Below are 17,490 nucleotides of genomic sequence, written 5' to 3' on the forward strand. Positions count from 1 at the left end.
TGCATTCTGCAAAAATGATATACGTCTATCAGAAATGATTGACGTATATCAAAATATCCTCATAGATAGGGCCAAGACGCGCCGCTTGGGAGGGTTGGCGCGATGGGGGAGGGATCATGACAAGTCCGACGCTGAGCGATGTCGCACGCGCTGCCGGGGTGAGCTATGCCACCGCGGACCGGGTGATCAACAACCGCGGCAATGTGGCCGACAAGTCCATCGCCAAGGTGCGCGAAGCGGTCACGGCACTTGGCTATGTGCGCAATGTCGCGGCGGCCAATCTGTCGCGCGGTCGTATCTACAAGCTCGCGTTTTTGATCCCCCGTGGCTCCAACGCTTTCTTCAACCGTATCCGCCAGCACATAGACCACGTCGCCGCCCATCACGTCAGCGAGCGGGTGACCGCCGAGGTGATCGAGGTCGCAGCCTTCGCGGTGGAAGGGCTCCAAGACAGTATCTCGGCCCTGCTTGAGCGTGATTTTGACGGTGTTGCCATCGTCGGGCTGCAAAGCGCCGCGCTTGAAGCGCCTTTGGCTGAATTGCGCGCCAAAGGGGTGGCTGTGGTGGGCCTTGTCTCCGACCTGCCCCATGCCGCCCGCGCGGCCTATATCGGCATCGACAACATTGCCGCCGGGCGCACTGCTGGGCGGATGGTGGGCCTTGCCCATGGCGGGAAGGGCGGACAGGTGCAGACCTTTGCAGGCTCGCTCGACGCGCGTGACCACGCAGAGCGCCTTGCTGGATTTCGCGAAGTGCTAAACGCTGATTTCCCGCAAGTAAGGGTGCTTGATCCGATCATGACCAAGGACGATGCGCAGGTGCTTCGGGCGCAGACGCAAGAGGTGCTGACCCAGCAACGGCTGACGGCGCTTTACAACGTTGGCGCGGGCAACAGCGGCCTGATCGCCGCCCTTCGCGGCGGGCAGGGAAAACGCCCCTTTTGCGTGGTGCATGAGCTTGTCGCCCATTCCCGCCAAGCGCTGATGGAGCGGCAGATTGATCTGGTCATCGACCAGCGGCCTGACGTGGAAATCAACCGCGCGTTCACCGTGCTGCGCGCCCTGATCGACGCGAAAGACCTGCCGCCGATGCCGGAACTCGTGCCGACAATTTATGTGCGGGACAATCTGCCCGCCGACGCTTTGACCGATCAGATGAAGGCCCAAGATACATGAGTGATTTCTTTAAAGATATTAAGCCCCTGTCCTATGACCCAGAAGGGTCTGACCTGGCCTTTCGGCACTACAATCCTGACGAAGTGGTCATGGGCAACCGGATGGAAGACCACCTGCGCTTTGCTGTGGCCTATTGGCATTCCTTTGCGTGGCCCGGCGGCGATCCCTTCGGCGGCCAGACATTCGACCGCCCTTGGTTTGGCGAGACGATGGACATGGCGCGCCTCAAGGCCGATGTGGCGTTTGAGATGTTCGACCTTTTGAACGCGCCTTTCTTCTGCTGGCACGATGCCGACATCCGCCCCGAAGGCGATACATTCGCCGAGAGCCTGCGTAATTTCGAAGAGATCATCGACTACCTCGGCACCAAGATGGAAAGCTCCAAGACCAAGCTGCTTTGGGGCACCGCGAACCTCTTTGGTCACCGCCGCTTTATGTCGGGCGCGGCCACCAACCCCGACCCGGAAGTTTTTGCCTGGTCCGCGGCGACTGTCAAAGCCTGTATGGATGCGACCCATAAGTTGGACGGCCAGAACTATGTGCTCTGGGGCGGGCGCGAGGGCTATGAAACCTTGTTGAACACTGACCTTAAGCGCGAACGCCAGCAGGCGGGGCGGTTCTTGCAGATGGCGGTGGAGTACAAACACAAGATCGGCTTCAAGGGCGCTATTCTGGTCGAGCCGAAGCCGCAGGAGCCGACCAAGCATCAATATGATTTCGATGTCGCGACCGTCTATGGTTTCCTCAAGGAGTTCGGGCTGGAGGGCGAGGTTCAGATGAACATCGAACAGGGCCACGCGATCCTTGCGGGCCATTCGTTCGAACATGAATTGGCGCTGGCGTCCTCATTGGGCATTTTCGGCTCCATCGACATGAACCGCAACGACTATCAATCTGGCTGGGACACCGACCAGTTCCCCAACAACGTCCCCGAGGTCGCGCTGGCCTATTACGAGGTGCTCAAGGCAGGCGGGTTCACCACCGGCGGCACCAACTTTGACGCCAAGCTGCGGCGGCAATCGCTTGACCCGGTCGATCTGGTCGCGGCCCATGCAGGGGCGATGGATGTCTGCGCGCGGGGCTTCAAAGCCGCCGCCGCGATGTTGGAGGATGGCACGCTCGAGGCCATGCGCGATGAACGCTACGCGGGCTGGGAGAGCCCCAACGCCAAGGCGATGCTGGAGGGGGATCTGGCCAGCATCGCGGCGCAGGTCGCCAAAGACGGCATCAATCCGCAGCCCCGCTCGGGCCGGCAGGAAATTCTGGAGAATATCGTGAACCGGTTCGTTTGAGCCGGGGAGAGGGAGGACCACCATGAAAACGATTAAGGGACCAGCGCTGTTTCTGGCGCAGTTTGCAGGCGACGAAGCGCCGTTTAATTCTTGGGACAGCATCACCAAATGGGCTGCCGATTGTGGGTACAAAGGTGTGCAGGTGCCCAGCTGGGACGCACGGCTGATCGACTTGGCCAAAGCGGCGTCGAGCAAGGATTACTGCGACGCATTCAAGGGCAAGGCAGTCGAGAACGGCGTAGAGGTCACCGAACTTTCAACCCACCTTCAGGGCCAGTTGGTCGCGGTGCACCCGGCCTATGACACCGCCTTTGACGGCTTCGCCGCAGAGGAAGTGCGCGGCAATCCCAAGGCGCGTCAGGAATGGGCGGTCGAGCAGGTCAAAATGGCGCTTTCGGCGTCCAAGAACATGGGCATCGGCGCACATGCGACCTTCTCGGGCGCGCTGGCTTGGCCCTATGTCTACCCATGGCCACAGCGCCCTGCGGGGTTGATCGAAACGGCCTTTGATGAGCTGGCCGCGCGTTGGCTGCCGATCCTCAACCACGCTGAGGACTGCGGCGTCGATGTCTGCTATGAGATTCACCCCGGCGAAGACCTTCACGACGGCATCACTTATGAGATGTTCTTGGAGCGCACCGGCAATCACGCACGGGCCAATATGCTCTATGATCCCAGCCACTACGTGCTGCAATGCCTTGATTATATTGATAACATCGACATTTACAAAGACCGGATCAAGATGTTCCACGTCAAGGATGCGGAGTTCAATCCGACGGGTCGTCAGGGGGTCTATTCTGGCTACCAAAGCTGGACGGACCGCGCCGGGCGGTTCCGGTCGCTGGGCGATGGTCAGGTTGATTTCGGCGCGGTATTTTCCAAAATGGCCGCCAATGATTTCGATGGTTGGGCCGTGGTGGAGTGGGAATGCTGCCTGAAACACCCCGAAGACGGCGCGCGCGAAGGGGCGCAGTTCGTCAAGGATCACATCATCCGCGTGACGGACAAGGCCTTTGACGACTTCGCCGATGGCGGCACCGATGAGGCGGCAAACCGCAAGATGCTGGGGATCGACTGATGGCGCGTATTCGACTTGGCATGGTGGGCGGCGGCAATGACGCCTTTATCGGCGGCGTGCACCGCATCGCTTCGCGCATCGACGACCGGTTTGATCTGGTAGCAGGCGCGCTGTCTTCGACCCCCGAGAAATCCGCCGCCAGTGCAGAGGCTTTGGGCATCCCACGGTCCTACGGCAGTTTTGAGGAAATGGCTGAGGCCGAAGCCGCCCGCGAAGACGGGATCGAGGCTGTCTCGATCGTCACGCCCAACCACGTGCACGCCGCCGCCGCCAAGGCGTTTTTGGCCAAGGGCATACATGTGATCTGCGACAAGCCGCTGACCTCCACACTGGAGGATGCAGAGGCGCTGGAGGCGGCGGTGGCTGATGCCGATGCGCTTTTCATCCTCACCCATAACTACACCGGCTACCCGATGATCCGCCAAGCGCGAGCAATGATCGAAGCGGGCGATCTGGGCGATATTCGCATCGTTCAGGCAGAGTATCCGCAGGATTGGCTAACCGCGCCGATGGAGAACGAAGGCGTCAAACAAGCCGAATGGCGCACCGATCCCGCGCGCTCTGGCGCGGGAGGCTCGGTGGGGGACATCGGCACTCATGCACATAACCTTGCGTGCTTTGTAAGCGGCTTGCAGGTCGAAAGCATCGCCGCTGATTTGCAAAGCTGGGGCGCAGGGCGCAAGTTGGATGACAACGCGCATATGATGCTGCGTTTTGCTGGCGGCGCGCGCGGTATGCTGTGGTCAAGCCAAGTCGCCCCCGGCAATGAAAACGCTCTGAAGCTGCGGGTGTATGGGGAAAAAGGCGGTCTGGAGTGGTCGCAGGAGGATCCCAACTACCTTTGGTTTACGCCGCTCGGCGAACCCAAACGCCTGATCACCCGCAACGGGGCAGGGGCGTCGGAAGCCTCGCAGTCGGTGAGCCGCATTCCCGGTGGCCACCCGGAAGGCTACCTCGAAGGGTTCGCCACAATCTATAACGAAGCCGCCGACGCGATCCGCGCGGTGCAGGGCGGAGCGAGCCGTGAGAGCGCCATGGGCGTGCTGCCCGGCATCGCGGCGGGGATGGACGGAATGCGCTTCATCAACGCCTGCGTGACCTCTTCGACCAATGACGCGGCGTGGACAAAACTATGAGCAATAGCCCCGTTCTTGCCCTGCGCAATGTGAGCAAAAGCTTCGGCTCGATCGAGGTGCTGCACGGCGTGACCCTCGCGCTGGAGCCGGGCACCGTTCACGCGCTCATTGGTGAGAACGGGGCGGGCAAATCCACCACGATGAAGATTATGGCGGGCTATCAACTGCCCTCTAAAGGCGATGTCGACCTCGACGGCGCGCCGGTGCGGTTCAACAGCCTGCACGAAGGCGAGATGGCCGGGATCGTGATGATCCATCAAGAGTTCAATCTGGCCGAACAGTTGACGGTTGAGCAGAACATCTTTCTGGGGCGTGAGCTGAAACGCGGGCCGCTGCTCGACAAGGCCGAGATGCGGCGGCGCACGCGCGACTATCTTGATCGGGTGGCCTGCAACGTTTCTCCGGATGCGCTGGTGTCGCGCCTGTCGAACTCCGACAAACAGATGGTCGAAATCGCCAAAGCCCTGTCGCGCGATGCGCGGGTGCTGATCATGGATGAGCCGACGGCGGTGCTGACCAAACGCGAGACCGATGTGCTGTTCAAACAGGTCGCGGCGCTGCGCGCGGCGGGCACGGCAGTTCTGTTCACCTCGCATAAACTTGATGAGGTTGCCGAGATCTCGGACCATGTGACCATCATGCGCGACGGGGCGGTGGTGCATTCGGGGCCAAGCGCGGACATCACCGAAGACGAAATGGCCACCGCAATGGTGGGCCGCGATGTGTCTGACCTCTATCCGGCGAAGCCCGGCGTGGCACCGGGCGCGCCAGAGGTGCTGTCGGTCGAAAACCTCAGCGTGCCGGGCTTTGCCAGCGACGTCTCATTTTCGCTGCGACAGGGCGAGATCTTGGGGCTGGGCGGGCTCATCGGCTCGGGCCGGACTGAGGTGATGGAAGGCCTGGCGGGGCTGCGCCCGGCGACGTCCGATCGTGTCACGCTTTTCGGCCAGCCAGTGCAATTCAAACGCCCCAGCGACGCGCAGCAGGCCGGGCTTTGCTACCTTACCGAAGACCGCAAACTGCGCGGGCTGCTGCTGGAACGCGGCATGCGAGAAAACCTGACGCTGCAGAACCTCCATAAATTCGGCGGTTTCTTGATCGACCGAGGCGCCGAGGAAACGGCGCTGACCCATGCGATCAGCGAGTTCGACATCCGCGCGGGCAGCCGTGATGTGCGGGTCGGCAATATGTCGGGCGGCAACCAACAGAAACTGCTGCTGGCCAAGATCATGCTCTCTGAGCCGCGCATCCTGATCGTCGATGAGCCGACCCGCGGCATCGACATTGGCACAAAACAACAAATCTATGCCTTCTTGCGCAACTTGGCCGATCAGGGTCATGCGATCATCGTGATCACCTCTGAAATGCCCGAACTTATCGGCCTTGCCGACCGTGTGATGGTCATGCGTTTGGGCGAAGTAAGCGGCACGCTGGCGCCAAATGAGATCACGGAAGACGCGATTGTGCGCCTCTCGATGGGGCTGCGCGCCGAACAAATGCCGATGACGGCCTAAGGAAACCGAAGATGATAGATGTAACCACACCTCACACCAAAAGCTTCCGGATGCCGTCGATGTCCGTCCTCGGGCCAATCATCGCGCTGATCGTCCTTTTGGTCATTGGCGCGCTGATGAACTCAAACTTCCTGAGTGCGGCGAATATCACCAACGTCCTCGCACGCTCGGCCTTTATCGGGATCATCGCGGTGGGCATGACCTTTGTCATCACCGCCGGGGGGCTTGACCTCTCTGTCGGGTCGATGGCGGCCTTTATTGCGGGGCTGATGATCTTGGTGATGAACGCGGCGCTGCCCAGCCTTGGGATTGGCGTGCCGATCATCCTGTTGGGGATGTTCACGGCCATCGTCGCGGGGCTGCTGGCGGGGTTGTTGAACGGCTTTTTGATTACCGCGCTTGGTATTGAGGCCTTCATCGTCACGCTTGGCTCCATGGGCATCTACCGCTCGCTGGTGACGTGGCTGGCCGACGGCGGCACCCTGTCGCTCGATTTTGGCCTGCGCAGTTTCTATCGGCCCGTTTACTTTGACGGGATCCTCGGGATCAGCTGGCCGATCATCGTCTTTGCACTGGTGGTCATCATCGGCGAAATCATCATGTCGCGCACCGTCTATGGCCGCCACTGCGCCGCCACGGGTTCCAACGAACATGTCGCGCATTATTCCAATGTGAACGTCAACCGCACGCGGCTAATCTCTTATGCCGCTTTGGGCATCTTGGTGGGCATCGCCACGATCATGTATGTGCCGCGCCTCGGCTCGGCTTCGGCCTCGACCGGGGTGCTGTGGGAGCTGGAAGCTATCGCCGCCGTGATCATTGGCGGCACGGTATTGAAGGGCGGTTTCGGCCGGGTCTGGGGCACCGTCATCGGCGTGCTGATCCTAAGCCTCATCGGCAATATTCTGAACCTCACCGATTTCGTGTCGCCATATCTTAATGGGGCGATCCAAGGGATTATCATCATTCTCGCTGTGATCCTACAGCGCGAAAGGAAGACGGCGCTTTAAGCCGTAGTTGAACGCTTCATGGGAGGAGCAAATATGACATTTACCAAAACATTCATTGCCACCGCGCTGGCCACGGCTGTCGGCACCGCCGCCTTTGCCCAAGACACCAAAGTCATCGGCGTGTCGATCCCGGCGGCGACCCACGGTTGGGCGGGGGGCATGAACTTCCACGCCAAGGAAACCGTCGAACGTCTGGAAGAGGTCTATTCCGATCTCGACTTCGTCCTCGCCACCGCGTCGGACCCCGGCAAACAGGTGAACGACATCGAAGACATGGTCGCCACACGCAACATCGACGCGCTGGTGGTGCTGCCGTTCGAATCCGATCCGCTGACCCCGCCGGTGCAAGCCGTCGCAGATGGTGGTGCATGGGTGACGGTGGTCGACCGTGGTCTCTCGGTTGAAGGGATCCAAGACCTCTATGTCGCGGGCGACAACAGCGGCTTTGGCAAGGTCTCGGGTGAGTTCATGGCCCAGCAAATGCCCGATGGCGGCGACATCGTCGTGCTGCGCGGCATTCCGACCACCATCGACAACGAGCGTGTCGAGGGCTTCAACACAGCCATCGAAGGCGCCGGGATCAACGTGCTCGATATGGAGCATGGCAACTGGAACCGCGACGACAGCTTTACCGTCATGCAAGATTTCCTGTCGAAGTATCCCAACATTGACGCGGTTTGGGCCTCGGATGATGACATGGCGATTGGCGTTCTGGCCGCGATTGAGGCCGCAGGGCGCAACGATGTAAAATTCGTGCTCGGCGGTGCTGGTATGAAAGAGATGATCAAACGCACTGCCGATGGCGACGCGATGATCCCGGCCAACGTCACCTACCCGCCGTCGATGATCGCCACAGCGATTGAGCTGACCGCCGTGGGCCTCACCTCCAACGCGCCGGTTTCGGGCACATTCGTGATCGGCTCGGTGCTGGTGACCCAAGAGAACGCGATGGATTTCTACTATCCTGACAGCCCGTTCTGATGAACAGCGCCACCGGCAGGCTGCCGGTGGCCTTTCTCCCTTTGTGAAGTAATGAGTATCGCATGACCTATCTCGGCTTGGACCTAGGCACCTCGGGCGTCAAAGCGCTTTTGATCGACGAAGGCCAAAGGGCCTTGGCCGAGGGTCATGCCCCGTTGGAGGTTCAGCGCCCGCACCCGATGTGGAGCGAGCAGGACCCTCAATCATGGATCACCGCCTGCGAGGCCGCGATTGCGCAGGTCCGCACGGCGGCCCCTGTGCACTTTGCAGCGCTGCGCGGCATTGCCGTGTCGGGCCAGATGCATGGGGCCACGCTGCTTGACGCGAACGACCGGCCCTTGCGCCCGGCAATCTTGTGGAACGATGGCCGCGCCCACGCCGAATGCGCGGAGTTGGAAGCGCGCGCCGATTTTCGCGGGCTAGGCGGCAATATCGTCATGGCAGGTTTCACCGCGCCCAAGTTGCGGTGGGTGCAAAAGCATGAACCTGAGGTTTTCGCACAGGTCCGCAAAGTTCTGTTGCCTAAGGACTATGTCGGCCTTTGGCTGACGGGCGAACACGTCTCGGAAATGTCCGACGCGGCGGGTACGCTCTGGCTCGACGTGGCCAAACGCGATTGGTCGGATGAACTGCTCGCCGCGACGGACCTTTCGCGCGATCACATGCCGCGCTTGGTCGAGGGCAGTGCGCGCGCGGGTGGGCTGCGGGCCGCGCTTGCCGCCGATTGGGGCGTCAGCAACGTCGCCGTTGCGGGGGGCGCGGGCGACAACGCGGCCACCGCCGTCGGGCTGGGGCTGGTGCAGCCGGAGCAGGGGTTTTTGTCACTCGGCACGTCGGGCGTGCTTTTCACCGTGACCGACCGTTTCGCCAGCAACACCGAGAACGCGGTGCATAGTTTCTGCCACGCCGTGCCCGAGACATGGCATCAGATGGGCGTGATCTTATCGGCGACGGATGCTTTGGCGTGGCTGGGGCAGATCACGGGACAAAGTCCCGCAGCCTTGGCGGGCATGGTTAGGGATGCGACCGAACCCTCTCCCATCACTTTCCTGCCCTATCTTTCTGGCGAACGCACGCCGCATAACGCGCCCGACGCCACCGGTGCCTTTCACGGGCTGCGCCGGGGGCATGGGTTGCCCGACATGGTGCAGGCCGTGATGGAGGGGGTCGGATTTGCCTTTGCCGATTGCTGTCGCGCACTGGAGCAATGTGGCTCCCTGCCAGAGCGTGTTTGCGTGGCGGGCGGGGGCAGCCAGTCAGAGACATGGTTGCAGATGATCGCCGACATCACCGGCCTGACCCTCGACGTGCCGGAAAGCGGTGCGCAGGGGGCGGCGCTTGGCGCGGCGCGGCTGGCGATGCTGGGCTGCGGGGAGGCGGCGCAGGCCGAGGTGATACACCCCCCGAAGATCCGCAAAAGCATCGCCCCGAACCCCGCGCTTGAAGGGGCCTATGAGCAAAGCTACGCGGCCTACAGACAGGCGTGGACGGGGCGCCAGACGCGCTGACCGCCAGATCATAATGATAGACAGAGCAAGGGGCGACCAATGGGCCGCCCCGTCGCCAATCACATCCCCGCAATCACCTTGTCCAAGGTGGCGGGATAGTCGCGCACCCGCACCCCGGTGGCGTTGTAGATCGCATTGGTGATCGCCGCAGCCGCGCCGCAGATGCCCAACTCACCGATCCCTTTCGCCTGCAGCGGGTTGGCCCAATCGTCACGTTCCTCCAGCAGATCGACGGTCAGCTGCGGCACGTCGGCGTTCACCGGAATGTGGTATTCGGCCAAGTTGTGGTTGGCCACATGCCCGTCGCGCGGGTCAAAGGCCAACTCCTCGGTCAGCGCGATGCCGATGCCAAAGGTCATCCCGCCCAGACATTGCGAGCGCGCCGTCTTGGCATTCAGGATCCGACCTGCGGCGAAAGTGCCGTGCATCCGCCGCACCCGCGTCTCGCCCGAGGCGGCATGCACCGCGACTTCAGCGAAATAGGCACCGAATGTCGCCTGCCGCACCGCCTCGGAAGTGTCGCCGGGCAGCACATGGCCAAGCTTTGCGATCTCATCGCCGTTCAGGATCTCGCTCAGGCTTCGGGTCTGATTGTCGAAAGTGGCCATGCCATCTTTCAGCGTCAGGTCATTTTCGTCCACCTCCAGCCGCTCGGCCAATTGTTTGCGGATCGCCTCACAGGCCAGATAGACAGAGGTGCCGCTTGACGACGCGCCCCAAGACCCGCCAGAGCCAGAGGCCGGAGGCAGGGTGGTATCGCCCAAGACCACATCCACGGCATCGCGCGGCAGACCCATCATATCGCCCGCGATTTGCCCCAAGATCGCATAGGTGCCGGTGCCGATATCGGTCATGTCCGTCTCGACCCGCAGGCGGCCATCGGGCATCAGCGTCACGCGGGCTTGGCTCTCCATCAGCACGTTGATCCGCGCCGCCGAGGCCATGCCGTATCCGATCAGCCATTCCCCCTCGCGCCGTTCTTTGATGCCGGGGCGGTCGGCCCAGCCAAAGGTCTCGGCCCCGCTGTCAAGCGCCTCACGGAAACGACGGGAAGAGAAGTCTTTGCCGCTTTCGGGGTCTTTTTCGGGGATGTTGCGGCGGCGCAGTTCGACCGGGTCCATGCCGATCTTGTCGGCCAGCTCATCCATCGCGCCCTCGAAAACGGTGACGCCCACCGCTTCGCCCGGCGCGCGGACAGAGCCTGCGCAGAGGCGGTGCACCCGTGCCAGATCCATCGACATCTTGCGGTTCGCCCCGGCATAGAGGAAATGCGAGGCTTGCAAAACCGGCTCGGCAAAGGTCTCTCCGGGCAGGTTGGACACACGCGCGTCATGGCCCAGACCGGTCAACTTCCCCTCGGCATCGGCGGCAAGCCGTACACGCTGCGTGGTCTCTGACCTGCGCATCGTCGCCTCATAGACCTGCGGCCGTTGCAGGGCGACAGAAACCGGGCGGCCCACCTCTTTTGCCGCAATCGCCGCCGCGACCGCCTCGGGGGCGATCCCGAGTTTCGAGCCAAAGCCGCCGCCGACATAGGGCGACAGAATGCGCAGCCGGTCGGGGTGAATACCAAGCGCGTCCGACAGCTCATTGCGGTTGTATTTCAACATCTGATAGCTGCCGCGCAGGGTCAGGTCATCGCCGTCCCACGACGCGATAGAGGCATGCGGCTCCATCGGGGAGCTGGAGTGCGATGGGGTGGTATAGGTCACATCGACCGAAAACGCGGCCTCCTGCATCGCCCCATCCAGATCGCCCTGATCCAGCGTTTTCGCCTCTTGCGGTTCAACCGCGGCCGTTGCGGGATCGACCGGCATGACCTCGCCGTTTTCAAGTTCCACCTTCAGCGACTGCGCCGCATGGCGGGCCTGTTCAAAGCCTTCGGCAACCACCACCGCGATCAACTGCCCAAGATAGGCGGCGTGCTCCGGCCCCTGAATCGGGGCTTTGTTCGCGGTGCCTTGGGCGGGGTTGCGCAGCAGGCGTTCGTCTTGGATCACGGCCAAGACGCCCGGCATCTTCGCCACGTCATCCCGGTTGGCTAAAACCACGCGGCCACTGTTGCCGGGGGCGCGGACCATCACGCCATGCACCATCCCCTCGACCTGCCATTCGTTGGCATAGGTCGCCGTGCCAGTGACTTTCAGCGGCCCCTCGGGGCGGTCAAGCGGCGCACCGACAAGACCCTGCGCCATATCATCAAGCCTGCGTGCGGTGGCGGGCGCGTCCATCTTGAATTGCTCGGTCATTGCTGGGCCTCCGCGGTAAGTTCGACTAGCACCGACACCAGCGTGCGGCGGGCGAGGGGGATTTTGAAATCATTCGCGCCGTGGCCTTTGGCCTCGGCCAGCAGCAGGTCGGCGGCTTTGTTGAACAGGTCTTGCGATGGCGCTTCACCGGTCAGCAGGTTCTCAACCTCAGCATTGCGCCAAGGTTTCGGTGCCAGCCCGCCAAAGGCCAGATCGGCGCGGGCGATCCGCCCGCCTTGCACTTCGACGATCCCGGCCACAGAGACGAGCGCGAAGGCATAAGAGGCCCGATCTCGCACTTTACGGTAGGTCTGTTTACCCTCGACGGGTGCGGGCAAGACCACAGCGGTGATCAACTCGCCCGCTTCAAGAACGGTCTCTTGATCGGGGCGGTCTCCCGGCAGAAGATAGAGATCATCCAGCGTCAGGCGGCGCGTGCTGCCGTCTTCTTTCAGCGTTTCCACCTCGGCCCCGAGGGCGCGCATGGCCACGGCCATGTCGCTGGGATGGGCGGCGATGCAATGCTCCGAGGTGCCCAGCACGGCGAGGATGCGGTTAAACCCGTCTTTCGCCGAACAGCCCGTGCCCGGCTCACGTTTGTTGCAGGGCATGGCGCGGTCGTAGAAATACAGACACCGCGTGCGTTGCAGCAGATTGCCGCCCGTCGTCGCCTTGTTGCGCAGCTGCCCGCTGGCCCCGGCCAGCAGCGCGCGGCTCAGCACCGGCCAGCCTTCGCGCACGCGGGCGTCATTGGCCAGATCGCTGTTGGTCACCAAAGCCCCAATGCGTAGCCCGCCGTCGTCGGTCTCTTCGATTTCGGCAAGGTCCAGACGGTTGATGTCGATCAGCGCCTCGGGGGTCATGACCTCTAGTTTCATCAGGTCCAAAAGGTTGGTGCCCCCGGCGATGAAAGTGCCACCGCCCGCCGCTTGGCGCGCTGCGGCTTCTGTGTTTTCGGCGCGGGTATAGTCAAAGGGTCTCATGCGTTTTCTCCCGCGGCTTTGCGGATCGCCTCGACGATATTGGGATAGGCCGAGCAACGGCAGAGGTTGCCGCTCATCCGTTCCGAGATTTCTTCGGGCGTCAGGTCGGCCTTGCCGCTCAGATCATCGGTCACATGGCTGGGCCACCCGTTTGAGATTTCCTCAAGCATTGCGGTGGCCGAGCAGATCTGACCGGGGGTGCAATAGCCGCACTGAAACCCGTCTTCGCTGACAAAAGCCTCTTGCAGCGGGCTGAGGTTGCCGGGCTGGCCGATGCCTTCGATCGTGGTGACTTCATCACCGTCATGCATACAGGCCAGCGTCAGGCAGGCGTTGATCCGGCGACCGTTCACCATGACCGTGCAGGCGCCGCATTGCCCGTGATCGCAGCCTTTCTTGCTGCCGGTCAGTCCAAGGTGGTGGCGCAGGGCATCTAAAAGCGTTGTGCGGGGATCAAGATCCAGCCGCTGCTCGGTGCCATTAATGGTCAATTTCGTTTCCACGGCAAATTCCTTTGGCTAAATGGGAGCGAAGGGGCAGAACCCTCCGGCTATCGGCTGCTGCGGGACGTAGGGCGGCGAAGTTGGGCGGCAAGCGGTTGGGCGCGGCGGAAGCGGAAGCCTCGGGGTTCGCGGCTTTTAATTACATAATGATGATTACAAGCGCGACGTCTGCCGATAGCCCCGTTAAACCGTCCCCCCTCTGGCCGCTTGGGCCAAAGCCGATTAGAAGCGGTGGCGAAACCCGGGGGGAGCGAACCGTTGCAAAAGACCACATTGCCCGAAAGGCCCGATTGGCGCGCCCATGCCAAAGAGGTCGGCTTTACCTTTGCCGATATGCATGGTGAGCCCTACTGGGACGAAACCTCGGCCTATGCGCTGTCGCTTGAGCAGATCGAGAACGACATCGAAGACCCCTCGACCGAGTTGCACGCCATGTGCCGCGAGGCCGTGGCAGAGATCATCACCAGCGAAGAATTGATGGCGCAGCTTGCCATTCCAGAAGCGCATCGCGACCTCGTGGCCGAAAGCTGGCGGCGGGGCGACCCTGAGATCTACGGGCGTTTCGATCTGGCCTATGACGGCGCGCGCCCGGCCAAGCTGCTGGAGTATAACGCTGACACGCCAACCTCGCTCTACGAAAGCGCGGCCTTTCAATGGCAATGGCTTGAGGATCAGTTGAAGGCGGGCGTGTTGCCCGAAGGCACGGATCAGTTCAACGGCATCCACGAAGCACTGGTTGCCCGTTTTGCCGCTGTTTTTGAGCCGGACAGCGACCTGCATTTCACCGCTGTCGCCGACAACCCCGAAGATTACGGCACCGTCGAAGCCATGGGGTGGGCCGCGCGCGAAGCGGGGCTTGGCGCGCATTACTGCGACCTCGACAAGATCGCGCTCAGCGAGGACGGTCAGTTCCTCGACGATCAGGATCGCCGCATTGCGGTGCTGTTCAAGCTCTACCCTTGGGAAGACCTGCTGCGCGATGACTACGCCGCGCATATCGACGGGTCGGGCTGCCTGTTTCTGGAACCCGCGTGGAAAGCGCTTTTGTCCAACAAGGGGCTCTTGCCCGTCCTGTGGCGGATGTTCGAAGGCCACCCCAATCTGCTGCCCGCGTTTTTTGAGGCGGATGTAGCAGACGCGCTCGCCGGGCGCGGCCCCGCCGCCCCCGCCTGCGCCGAGGCCTTTGACCGTGCCGCCGCGGATCTGGCAGCAGCGCATGTGCGCAAGCCGATTCTCTCGCGGGAGGGGGCGTCGGTCTCGATCCACCAATCTGGCAAGGTGATCGAACAGTCGAAAAACTTAGACTACGCCGAACATCCGCGCATCGTTCAAGCCTATGCCCCCCTGCCCGAATTTGACGGCTTCCGCCCCGTTATCGGGTCTTGGATCGTGGGCGAGACCTGCGCTGGCATCGGGATCCGCGAGGACCGCTCGCGCATCACGCAGGATTTGTCCCGCTTCAAACCGCACTATATTCTCGCGTAACGCTATGCCCCGCCGCCCCTTGGCAGAAAGACGACCATCATGACCAAACGCTCGAAACGGGTTTCCATCGCCATCGTCGGTGCCGCCGCCTTTACCCTCGCCGGATGTGAGGAGGAAAAGGTCGATGCCGCTGCCTTTCCCGACTTGCAAAGCTGTCTGGCGGATGCCTCAAGCGGCGGAATGTACACCCAGCAACAATGCGAAACCGCCTTTGACGCGGCCCAGACCCTCCATGTGGAATCCGCACCGCGCTATGACAGCCTAGAGGTCTGCGAAGAACAGCATGGCGCAGACGCCTGCGGCTCGGAACAGACGGCAACCCAAAGTGGATCGGGCGGGATTTTCATGCCCCTGCTGGCGGGCTACCTGATCGGCAATATGATGAGCAATCGCGCAGGGATGGCGGCGGCACAGCCGCTGTATAAAACGAAGGATGGCCGCTTTACCAATGCGGCACGCTCCAGCACCTATTCAACCAATCGCGGCGCGGCCAAGCTTGGCACGTCGCAATTCACCCGGCCCAGCACCACCATCGGCAAAACCCCGATGACCCGCGCCACTGCCGCATCGCGTGGCGGCTTTGGCCGTTCGGGTGGATCGCGCGGTTTTGGTGGCTGACGGGCACTAGGGCAGCCCCGCGCCTACCTGCGGCGCATCACCGCCGCCGCAAGGATCGCAACCGCCAGCGCCAGCACCGCCACAGCCCAAAAGGGATCGTGGCCATGGGGATGCACATGCGCGCCCTCATGCGCCGCCAATGGGCCCGCGAAAGTGGTAAGGGCGAATGTCAGTCTCTTCATCTCAATATCCTTAATCTATTGCGTTGGCCCTTGTGGCCTCAACCCAGCCCCAAAATCTCACGCGCCTGCTGCGGCGTGGCGACAGGGCGACCCGCATCGGCGCAGATCTCTGCCGCGCGGGTGACGAGGGCCGCATTGGAGGGCGCAAGGGTCTGTTTGTCCATCCGAATATTATCCTCCAGCCCGGTACGCAGATGCCCGCCTGCTGCGGCGCACCATGCGTTAAGTTCGGCCTGATGCCGCCCGATCCCGGCCGCACACCACGGGATGTCGCCGAAAAGCCGTTTGACCGTTTGGATATAGAAATCAAAGACCTCTCGATCCGCAGGCATGGCGTTTTTCACCCCCATGACGAACTGGATATAGGGCCGCGCCGAGATCTTGCCCGCCTCGGCCATGGCCTTGGCCTGTAGGATGTGGCTCAGGTCGAAGACCTCGATCTCGGGCAGCACGCTGTAGGTCATCATCTCTTCCGCCAGCCAGTCGACAAGCTCAGGCGGGTTTTCATAAACGCGGTTGGGAAAGTTGTTCGACCCCACGGAAAGCGAGGCCATGTCGGGCCGCAGCGGCAGCATCCCGCCCCGGTTTCGCCCCGCGCCCGAGCGCCCTCCGGTTGAGAATTGCACGATCATGCCGGGGCAATGCTGCCGCAGCCCCTCTTGCAGCCGCGCGAAACGGTCGGGGTCTGCCGTGGGGGTGCCATCGGCGGTGCGGACATGGGCATGGCAGATCGTCGCCCCGGCCTCGAACGCGGCCTGGGTGCTTTCGATCTGTTCGGTGATGTCGATCGGCACCGCCGGGTTGTCGGCCTTGGTGGGAAGCGATCCGGTGATGGCCACGCAGATGATGGCTGGATTATCGGTCATGGGTGTCCTCGGCTGTCTGAAAATCGGTTAATCGGCGCTGTCGCGGGCAAGGGCGATGACACGGCGCAGCGCCTCCTCCGCGGCCCTTGCATCCTCCCCCGCGGGCCAGTCGTAAAACCCCTTGCCGCTGCGTTTGCCCAAATGCCCCTGCCCCACCAGGTTGGCGAGGGTCGGCGACGGGTCGTGCCGGTCACACAGATCGGGATAGAGGTATTCGGCAATGCTCAGATGTGTGGCCAGCCCGTTTAAATCGCGCTGCCGGAACGGGCCGGAAAGCGCCATGCGGACACCGACGGACCACTGAACGATCTCATCGATCTCCGCCGGGCTGGCGACACCTTGATCCACCAGATGCAGGCATTCGCGCATGATGGCATGTTGGATGCGATTGGCCACGAAACCGGGCGGCGCGTGGTCCAAACGCACGGGCCGCCGCTCCAACCCGCGCAGCAGGGTCATGACCTCTTCACATAGCCCTTCGGGCGCATCCTTGGCCGCGACCACTTCGACGGCAGGGATCACATCGCCGGGGTTGAAGAAATGCGTGATGACGGCGCGCTCTGGCCGGGCCATGTCCGCCGACATTTCTTCGAGTGTCAGGCCAGAGGTGTTCGACAAGATCGGCGCCCCCTCTGGCACCGCCCCCTCCAAGGCGGCCAGTACCTTCCGCTTCAGCGCAAGGTTCTCCGGCACGCATTCCAGCGCGACATCCGCCTGCCCTGCGTCCTCCAACGTGGCAGTGGCGCTTGACCCCGGCACCGTCGCCAAAAACCCATTGCGCGCGGCCTCGGTCGGGTCGACCGCCTGGACCGTCCAGCCATGCTGGCCAAAGAGCCTGCCGATGGATTGCCCCATCGTGCCAGCCCCCACGATGATGATGCGTTTGGCCATGCTATCCCCCTCCCGGATG

Annotated in this window: 16 protein-coding genes; 10 read left to right on the plus strand and 6 right to left on the minus strand. The window is 62.4% G+C overall.

What is annotated here, in order from left to right; translation table 11 throughout:
- Nucleotides 1-116: 116 nt before the first annotated feature.
- The 8 genes from K3758_RS17025 to xylB all read left to right on the plus strand — a co-directional run bounded on the left by K3758_RS17025 (nucleotide 117) and on the right by xylB (nucleotide 9,694).
- A complete protein-coding gene (locus tag K3758_RS17025) occupies nucleotides 117-1,175 on the plus strand; it encodes a LacI family DNA-binding transcriptional regulator (protein WP_259950429.1) in 1,059 nt (352 codons plus the stop codon).
- Nucleotides 1,172-2,467 (plus strand): xylose isomerase, encoded by a 1,296-nt coding sequence (gene xylA / locus K3758_RS17030; RefSeq protein WP_259950431.1) that lies wholly within the window; start codon nucleotides 1,172-1,174, stop codon nucleotides 2,465-2,467. The genes K3758_RS17025 and xylA overlap by 4 nt, the downstream gene beginning before the upstream one ends.
- Nucleotides 2,468-2,489: 22 nt before the next feature.
- Nucleotides 2,490-3,545 (plus strand): sugar phosphate isomerase/epimerase, encoded by a 1,056-nt coding sequence (locus K3758_RS17035; protein ID WP_259950433.1) that lies wholly within the window; start codon nucleotides 2,490-2,492, stop codon nucleotides 3,543-3,545.
- Nucleotides 3,545-4,681: a Gfo/Idh/MocA family protein gene (locus K3758_RS17040; protein WP_259950435.1), complete on the plus strand. Its 1,137-nt coding sequence runs from the start codon at nucleotides 3,545-3,547 to the stop codon at nucleotides 4,679-4,681. The genes K3758_RS17035 and K3758_RS17040 overlap by 1 nt, the downstream gene beginning before the upstream one ends.
- A complete protein-coding gene (locus K3758_RS17045) occupies nucleotides 4,678-6,195 on the plus strand; it encodes a sugar ABC transporter ATP-binding protein (protein ID WP_259950437.1) in 1,518 nt (505 codons plus the stop codon). Before K3758_RS17040 ends, K3758_RS17045 begins: the two co-directional genes overlap by 4 nt.
- An 11-nt stretch (nucleotides 6,196-6,206) precedes the next feature.
- Complete coding sequence (locus K3758_RS17050) at nucleotides 6,207-7,205, plus strand: ABC transporter permease (protein ID WP_259950438.1); 999 nt, start codon at nucleotides 6,207-6,209, stop codon at nucleotides 7,203-7,205.
- 33 nt (nucleotides 7,206-7,238) lie between these two features.
- A complete protein-coding gene (locus K3758_RS17055; RefSeq protein ID WP_259950440.1) occupies nucleotides 7,239-8,186 on the plus strand; it encodes an ABC transporter substrate-binding protein in 948 nt (315 codons plus the stop codon).
- Nucleotides 8,187-8,248: 62 nt separating this feature from the next.
- On the plus strand, nucleotides 8,249-9,694 hold the full coding sequence (gene xylB, locus K3758_RS17060; RefSeq protein WP_259950442.1) for a xylulokinase: 1,446 nt from the start codon (nucleotides 8,249-8,251) through the stop codon (nucleotides 9,692-9,694).
- A gap of 59 nt (nucleotides 9,695-9,753) precedes the next feature.
- Here xylB and K3758_RS17065 read toward each other — a convergent pair whose 3' ends face one another.
- From K3758_RS17065 to K3758_RS17075, 3 genes are read right to left on the minus strand one after another with little or no spacing between them, the layout of a single operon-like run.
- A complete protein-coding gene (locus tag K3758_RS17065; RefSeq protein WP_259950443.1) occupies nucleotides 9,754-11,943 on the minus strand; it encodes a xanthine dehydrogenase family protein molybdopterin-binding subunit in 2,190 nt (729 codons plus the stop codon).
- Nucleotides 11,940-12,926, minus strand: coding sequence for a xanthine dehydrogenase family protein subunit M (locus tag K3758_RS17070; protein ID WP_259950444.1), 987 nt, complete (start codon nucleotides 12,924-12,926; stop codon nucleotides 11,940-11,942). The genes K3758_RS17065 and K3758_RS17070 overlap by 4 nt, the downstream gene beginning before the upstream one ends.
- The gene (locus K3758_RS17075) at nucleotides 12,923-13,429 is read right to left on the minus strand and encodes a 2Fe-2S iron-sulfur cluster-binding protein (protein WP_132445535.1); all 507 of its coding nucleotides are present in this window, start codon (nucleotides 13,427-13,429) and stop codon (nucleotides 12,923-12,925) included. The genes K3758_RS17070 and K3758_RS17075 overlap by 4 nt, the downstream gene beginning before the upstream one ends.
- Before the next feature lie 258 nt (nucleotides 13,430-13,687).
- Between K3758_RS17075 and K3758_RS17080 the strand changes: the two genes are divergently transcribed.
- Nucleotides 13,688-14,914 carry a glutathionylspermidine synthase family protein gene (locus K3758_RS17080; protein WP_259950445.1) on the plus strand — a complete coding sequence of 409 codons (1,227 nt, stop codon included), beginning with the start codon at nucleotides 13,688-13,690 and terminating at the stop codon, nucleotides 14,912-14,914.
- Nucleotides 14,915-14,953: 39 nt separating this feature from the next.
- Nucleotides 14,954-15,532, plus strand: coding sequence for a DUF1190 domain-containing protein (locus K3758_RS17085; RefSeq protein WP_067941094.1), 579 nt, complete (start codon nucleotides 14,954-14,956; stop codon nucleotides 15,530-15,532).
- A 23-nt stretch (nucleotides 15,533-15,555) separates the two neighbouring features.
- On the opposite strand, the gene K3758_RS17090 is transcribed toward K3758_RS17085, so the two are convergent.
- The 3 genes from K3758_RS17090 to K3758_RS17100 are packed head-to-tail and all read right to left on the minus strand — an operon-like array spanning nucleotide 15,556 to nucleotide 17,471.
- Complete coding sequence (locus K3758_RS17090; RefSeq protein ID WP_067627520.1) at nucleotides 15,556-15,714, minus strand: peptidase M23; 159 nt, start codon at nucleotides 15,712-15,714, stop codon at nucleotides 15,556-15,558.
- 38 nt (nucleotides 15,715-15,752) lie between these two features.
- On the minus strand, nucleotides 15,753-16,580 hold the full coding sequence (locus K3758_RS17095; RefSeq protein WP_259950446.1) for a 3-keto-5-aminohexanoate cleavage protein: 828 nt from the start codon (nucleotides 16,578-16,580) through the stop codon (nucleotides 15,753-15,755).
- Between the two features lie 27 nt (nucleotides 16,581-16,607).
- Nucleotides 16,608-17,471 (minus strand): 3-hydroxyacyl-CoA dehydrogenase NAD-binding domain-containing protein, encoded by an 864-nt coding sequence (locus tag K3758_RS17100; RefSeq protein WP_259950447.1) that lies wholly within the window; start codon nucleotides 17,469-17,471, stop codon nucleotides 16,608-16,610.
- Between the last annotated feature and the right edge of the window lie 19 nt (nucleotides 17,472-17,490).

Origin of the sequence: Sulfitobacter sp. W002, from assembly GCF_025142135.1 — a bacterium.
In the GTDB taxonomy this organism is placed as follows: domain Bacteria; phylum Pseudomonadota; class Alphaproteobacteria; order Rhodobacterales; family Rhodobacteraceae; genus Sulfitobacter; species Sulfitobacter profundi.

Excerpts from the sequence above, each read along its gene's own strand:
- K3758_RS17025 (WP_259950429.1), top strand. The coding sequence starts at position 117 with ATGACAAGTCCGACGCTGAGCGATGTCGCACGCGCTGCCGGGGTGAGC.
- xylA (WP_259950431.1), top strand. The coding sequence starts at position 1,172 with ATGAGTGATTTCTTTAAAGATATTAAGCCCCTGTCCTATGACCCAGAA.
- K3758_RS17035 (WP_259950433.1), top strand. The coding sequence starts at position 2,490 with ATGAAAACGATTAAGGGACCAGCGCTGTTTCTGGCGCAGTTTGCAGGC.
- K3758_RS17040 (WP_259950435.1), top strand. The coding sequence starts at position 3,545 with ATGGCGCGTATTCGACTTGGCATGGTGGGCGGCGGCAATGACGCCTTT.
- K3758_RS17045 (WP_259950437.1), top strand. The coding sequence starts at position 4,678 with ATGAGCAATAGCCCCGTTCTTGCCCTGCGCAATGTGAGCAAAAGCTTC.
- K3758_RS17050 (WP_259950438.1), top strand. The coding sequence starts at position 6,207 with ATGATAGATGTAACCACACCTCACACCAAAAGCTTCCGGATGCCGTCG.
- K3758_RS17055 (WP_259950440.1), top strand. The coding sequence starts at position 7,239 with ATGACATTTACCAAAACATTCATTGCCACCGCGCTGGCCACGGCTGTC.
- xylB (WP_259950442.1), top strand. The coding sequence starts at position 8,249 with ATGACCTATCTCGGCTTGGACCTAGGCACCTCGGGCGTCAAAGCGCTT.
- K3758_RS17065 (WP_259950443.1), bottom strand. The coding sequence starts at position 11,943 with ATGACCGAGCAATTCAAGATGGACGCGCCCGCCACCGCACGCAGGCTT.
- K3758_RS17070 (WP_259950444.1), bottom strand. The coding sequence starts at position 12,926 with ATGAGACCCTTTGACTATACCCGCGCCGAAAACACAGAAGCCGCAGCG.
- K3758_RS17085 (WP_067941094.1), top strand. The coding sequence starts at position 14,954 with ATGACCAAACGCTCGAAACGGGTTTCCATCGCCATCGTCGGTGCCGCC.
- K3758_RS17090 (WP_067627520.1), bottom strand. The coding sequence starts at position 15,714 with ATGAAGAGACTGACATTCGCCCTTACCACTTTCGCGGGCCCATTGGCG.
- K3758_RS17095 (WP_259950446.1), bottom strand. The coding sequence starts at position 16,580 with ATGACCGATAATCCAGCCATCATCTGCGTGGCCATCACCGGATCGCTT.
- K3758_RS17100 (WP_259950447.1), bottom strand. The coding sequence starts at position 17,471 with ATGGCCAAACGCATCATCATCGTGGGGGCTGGCACGATGGGGCAATCC.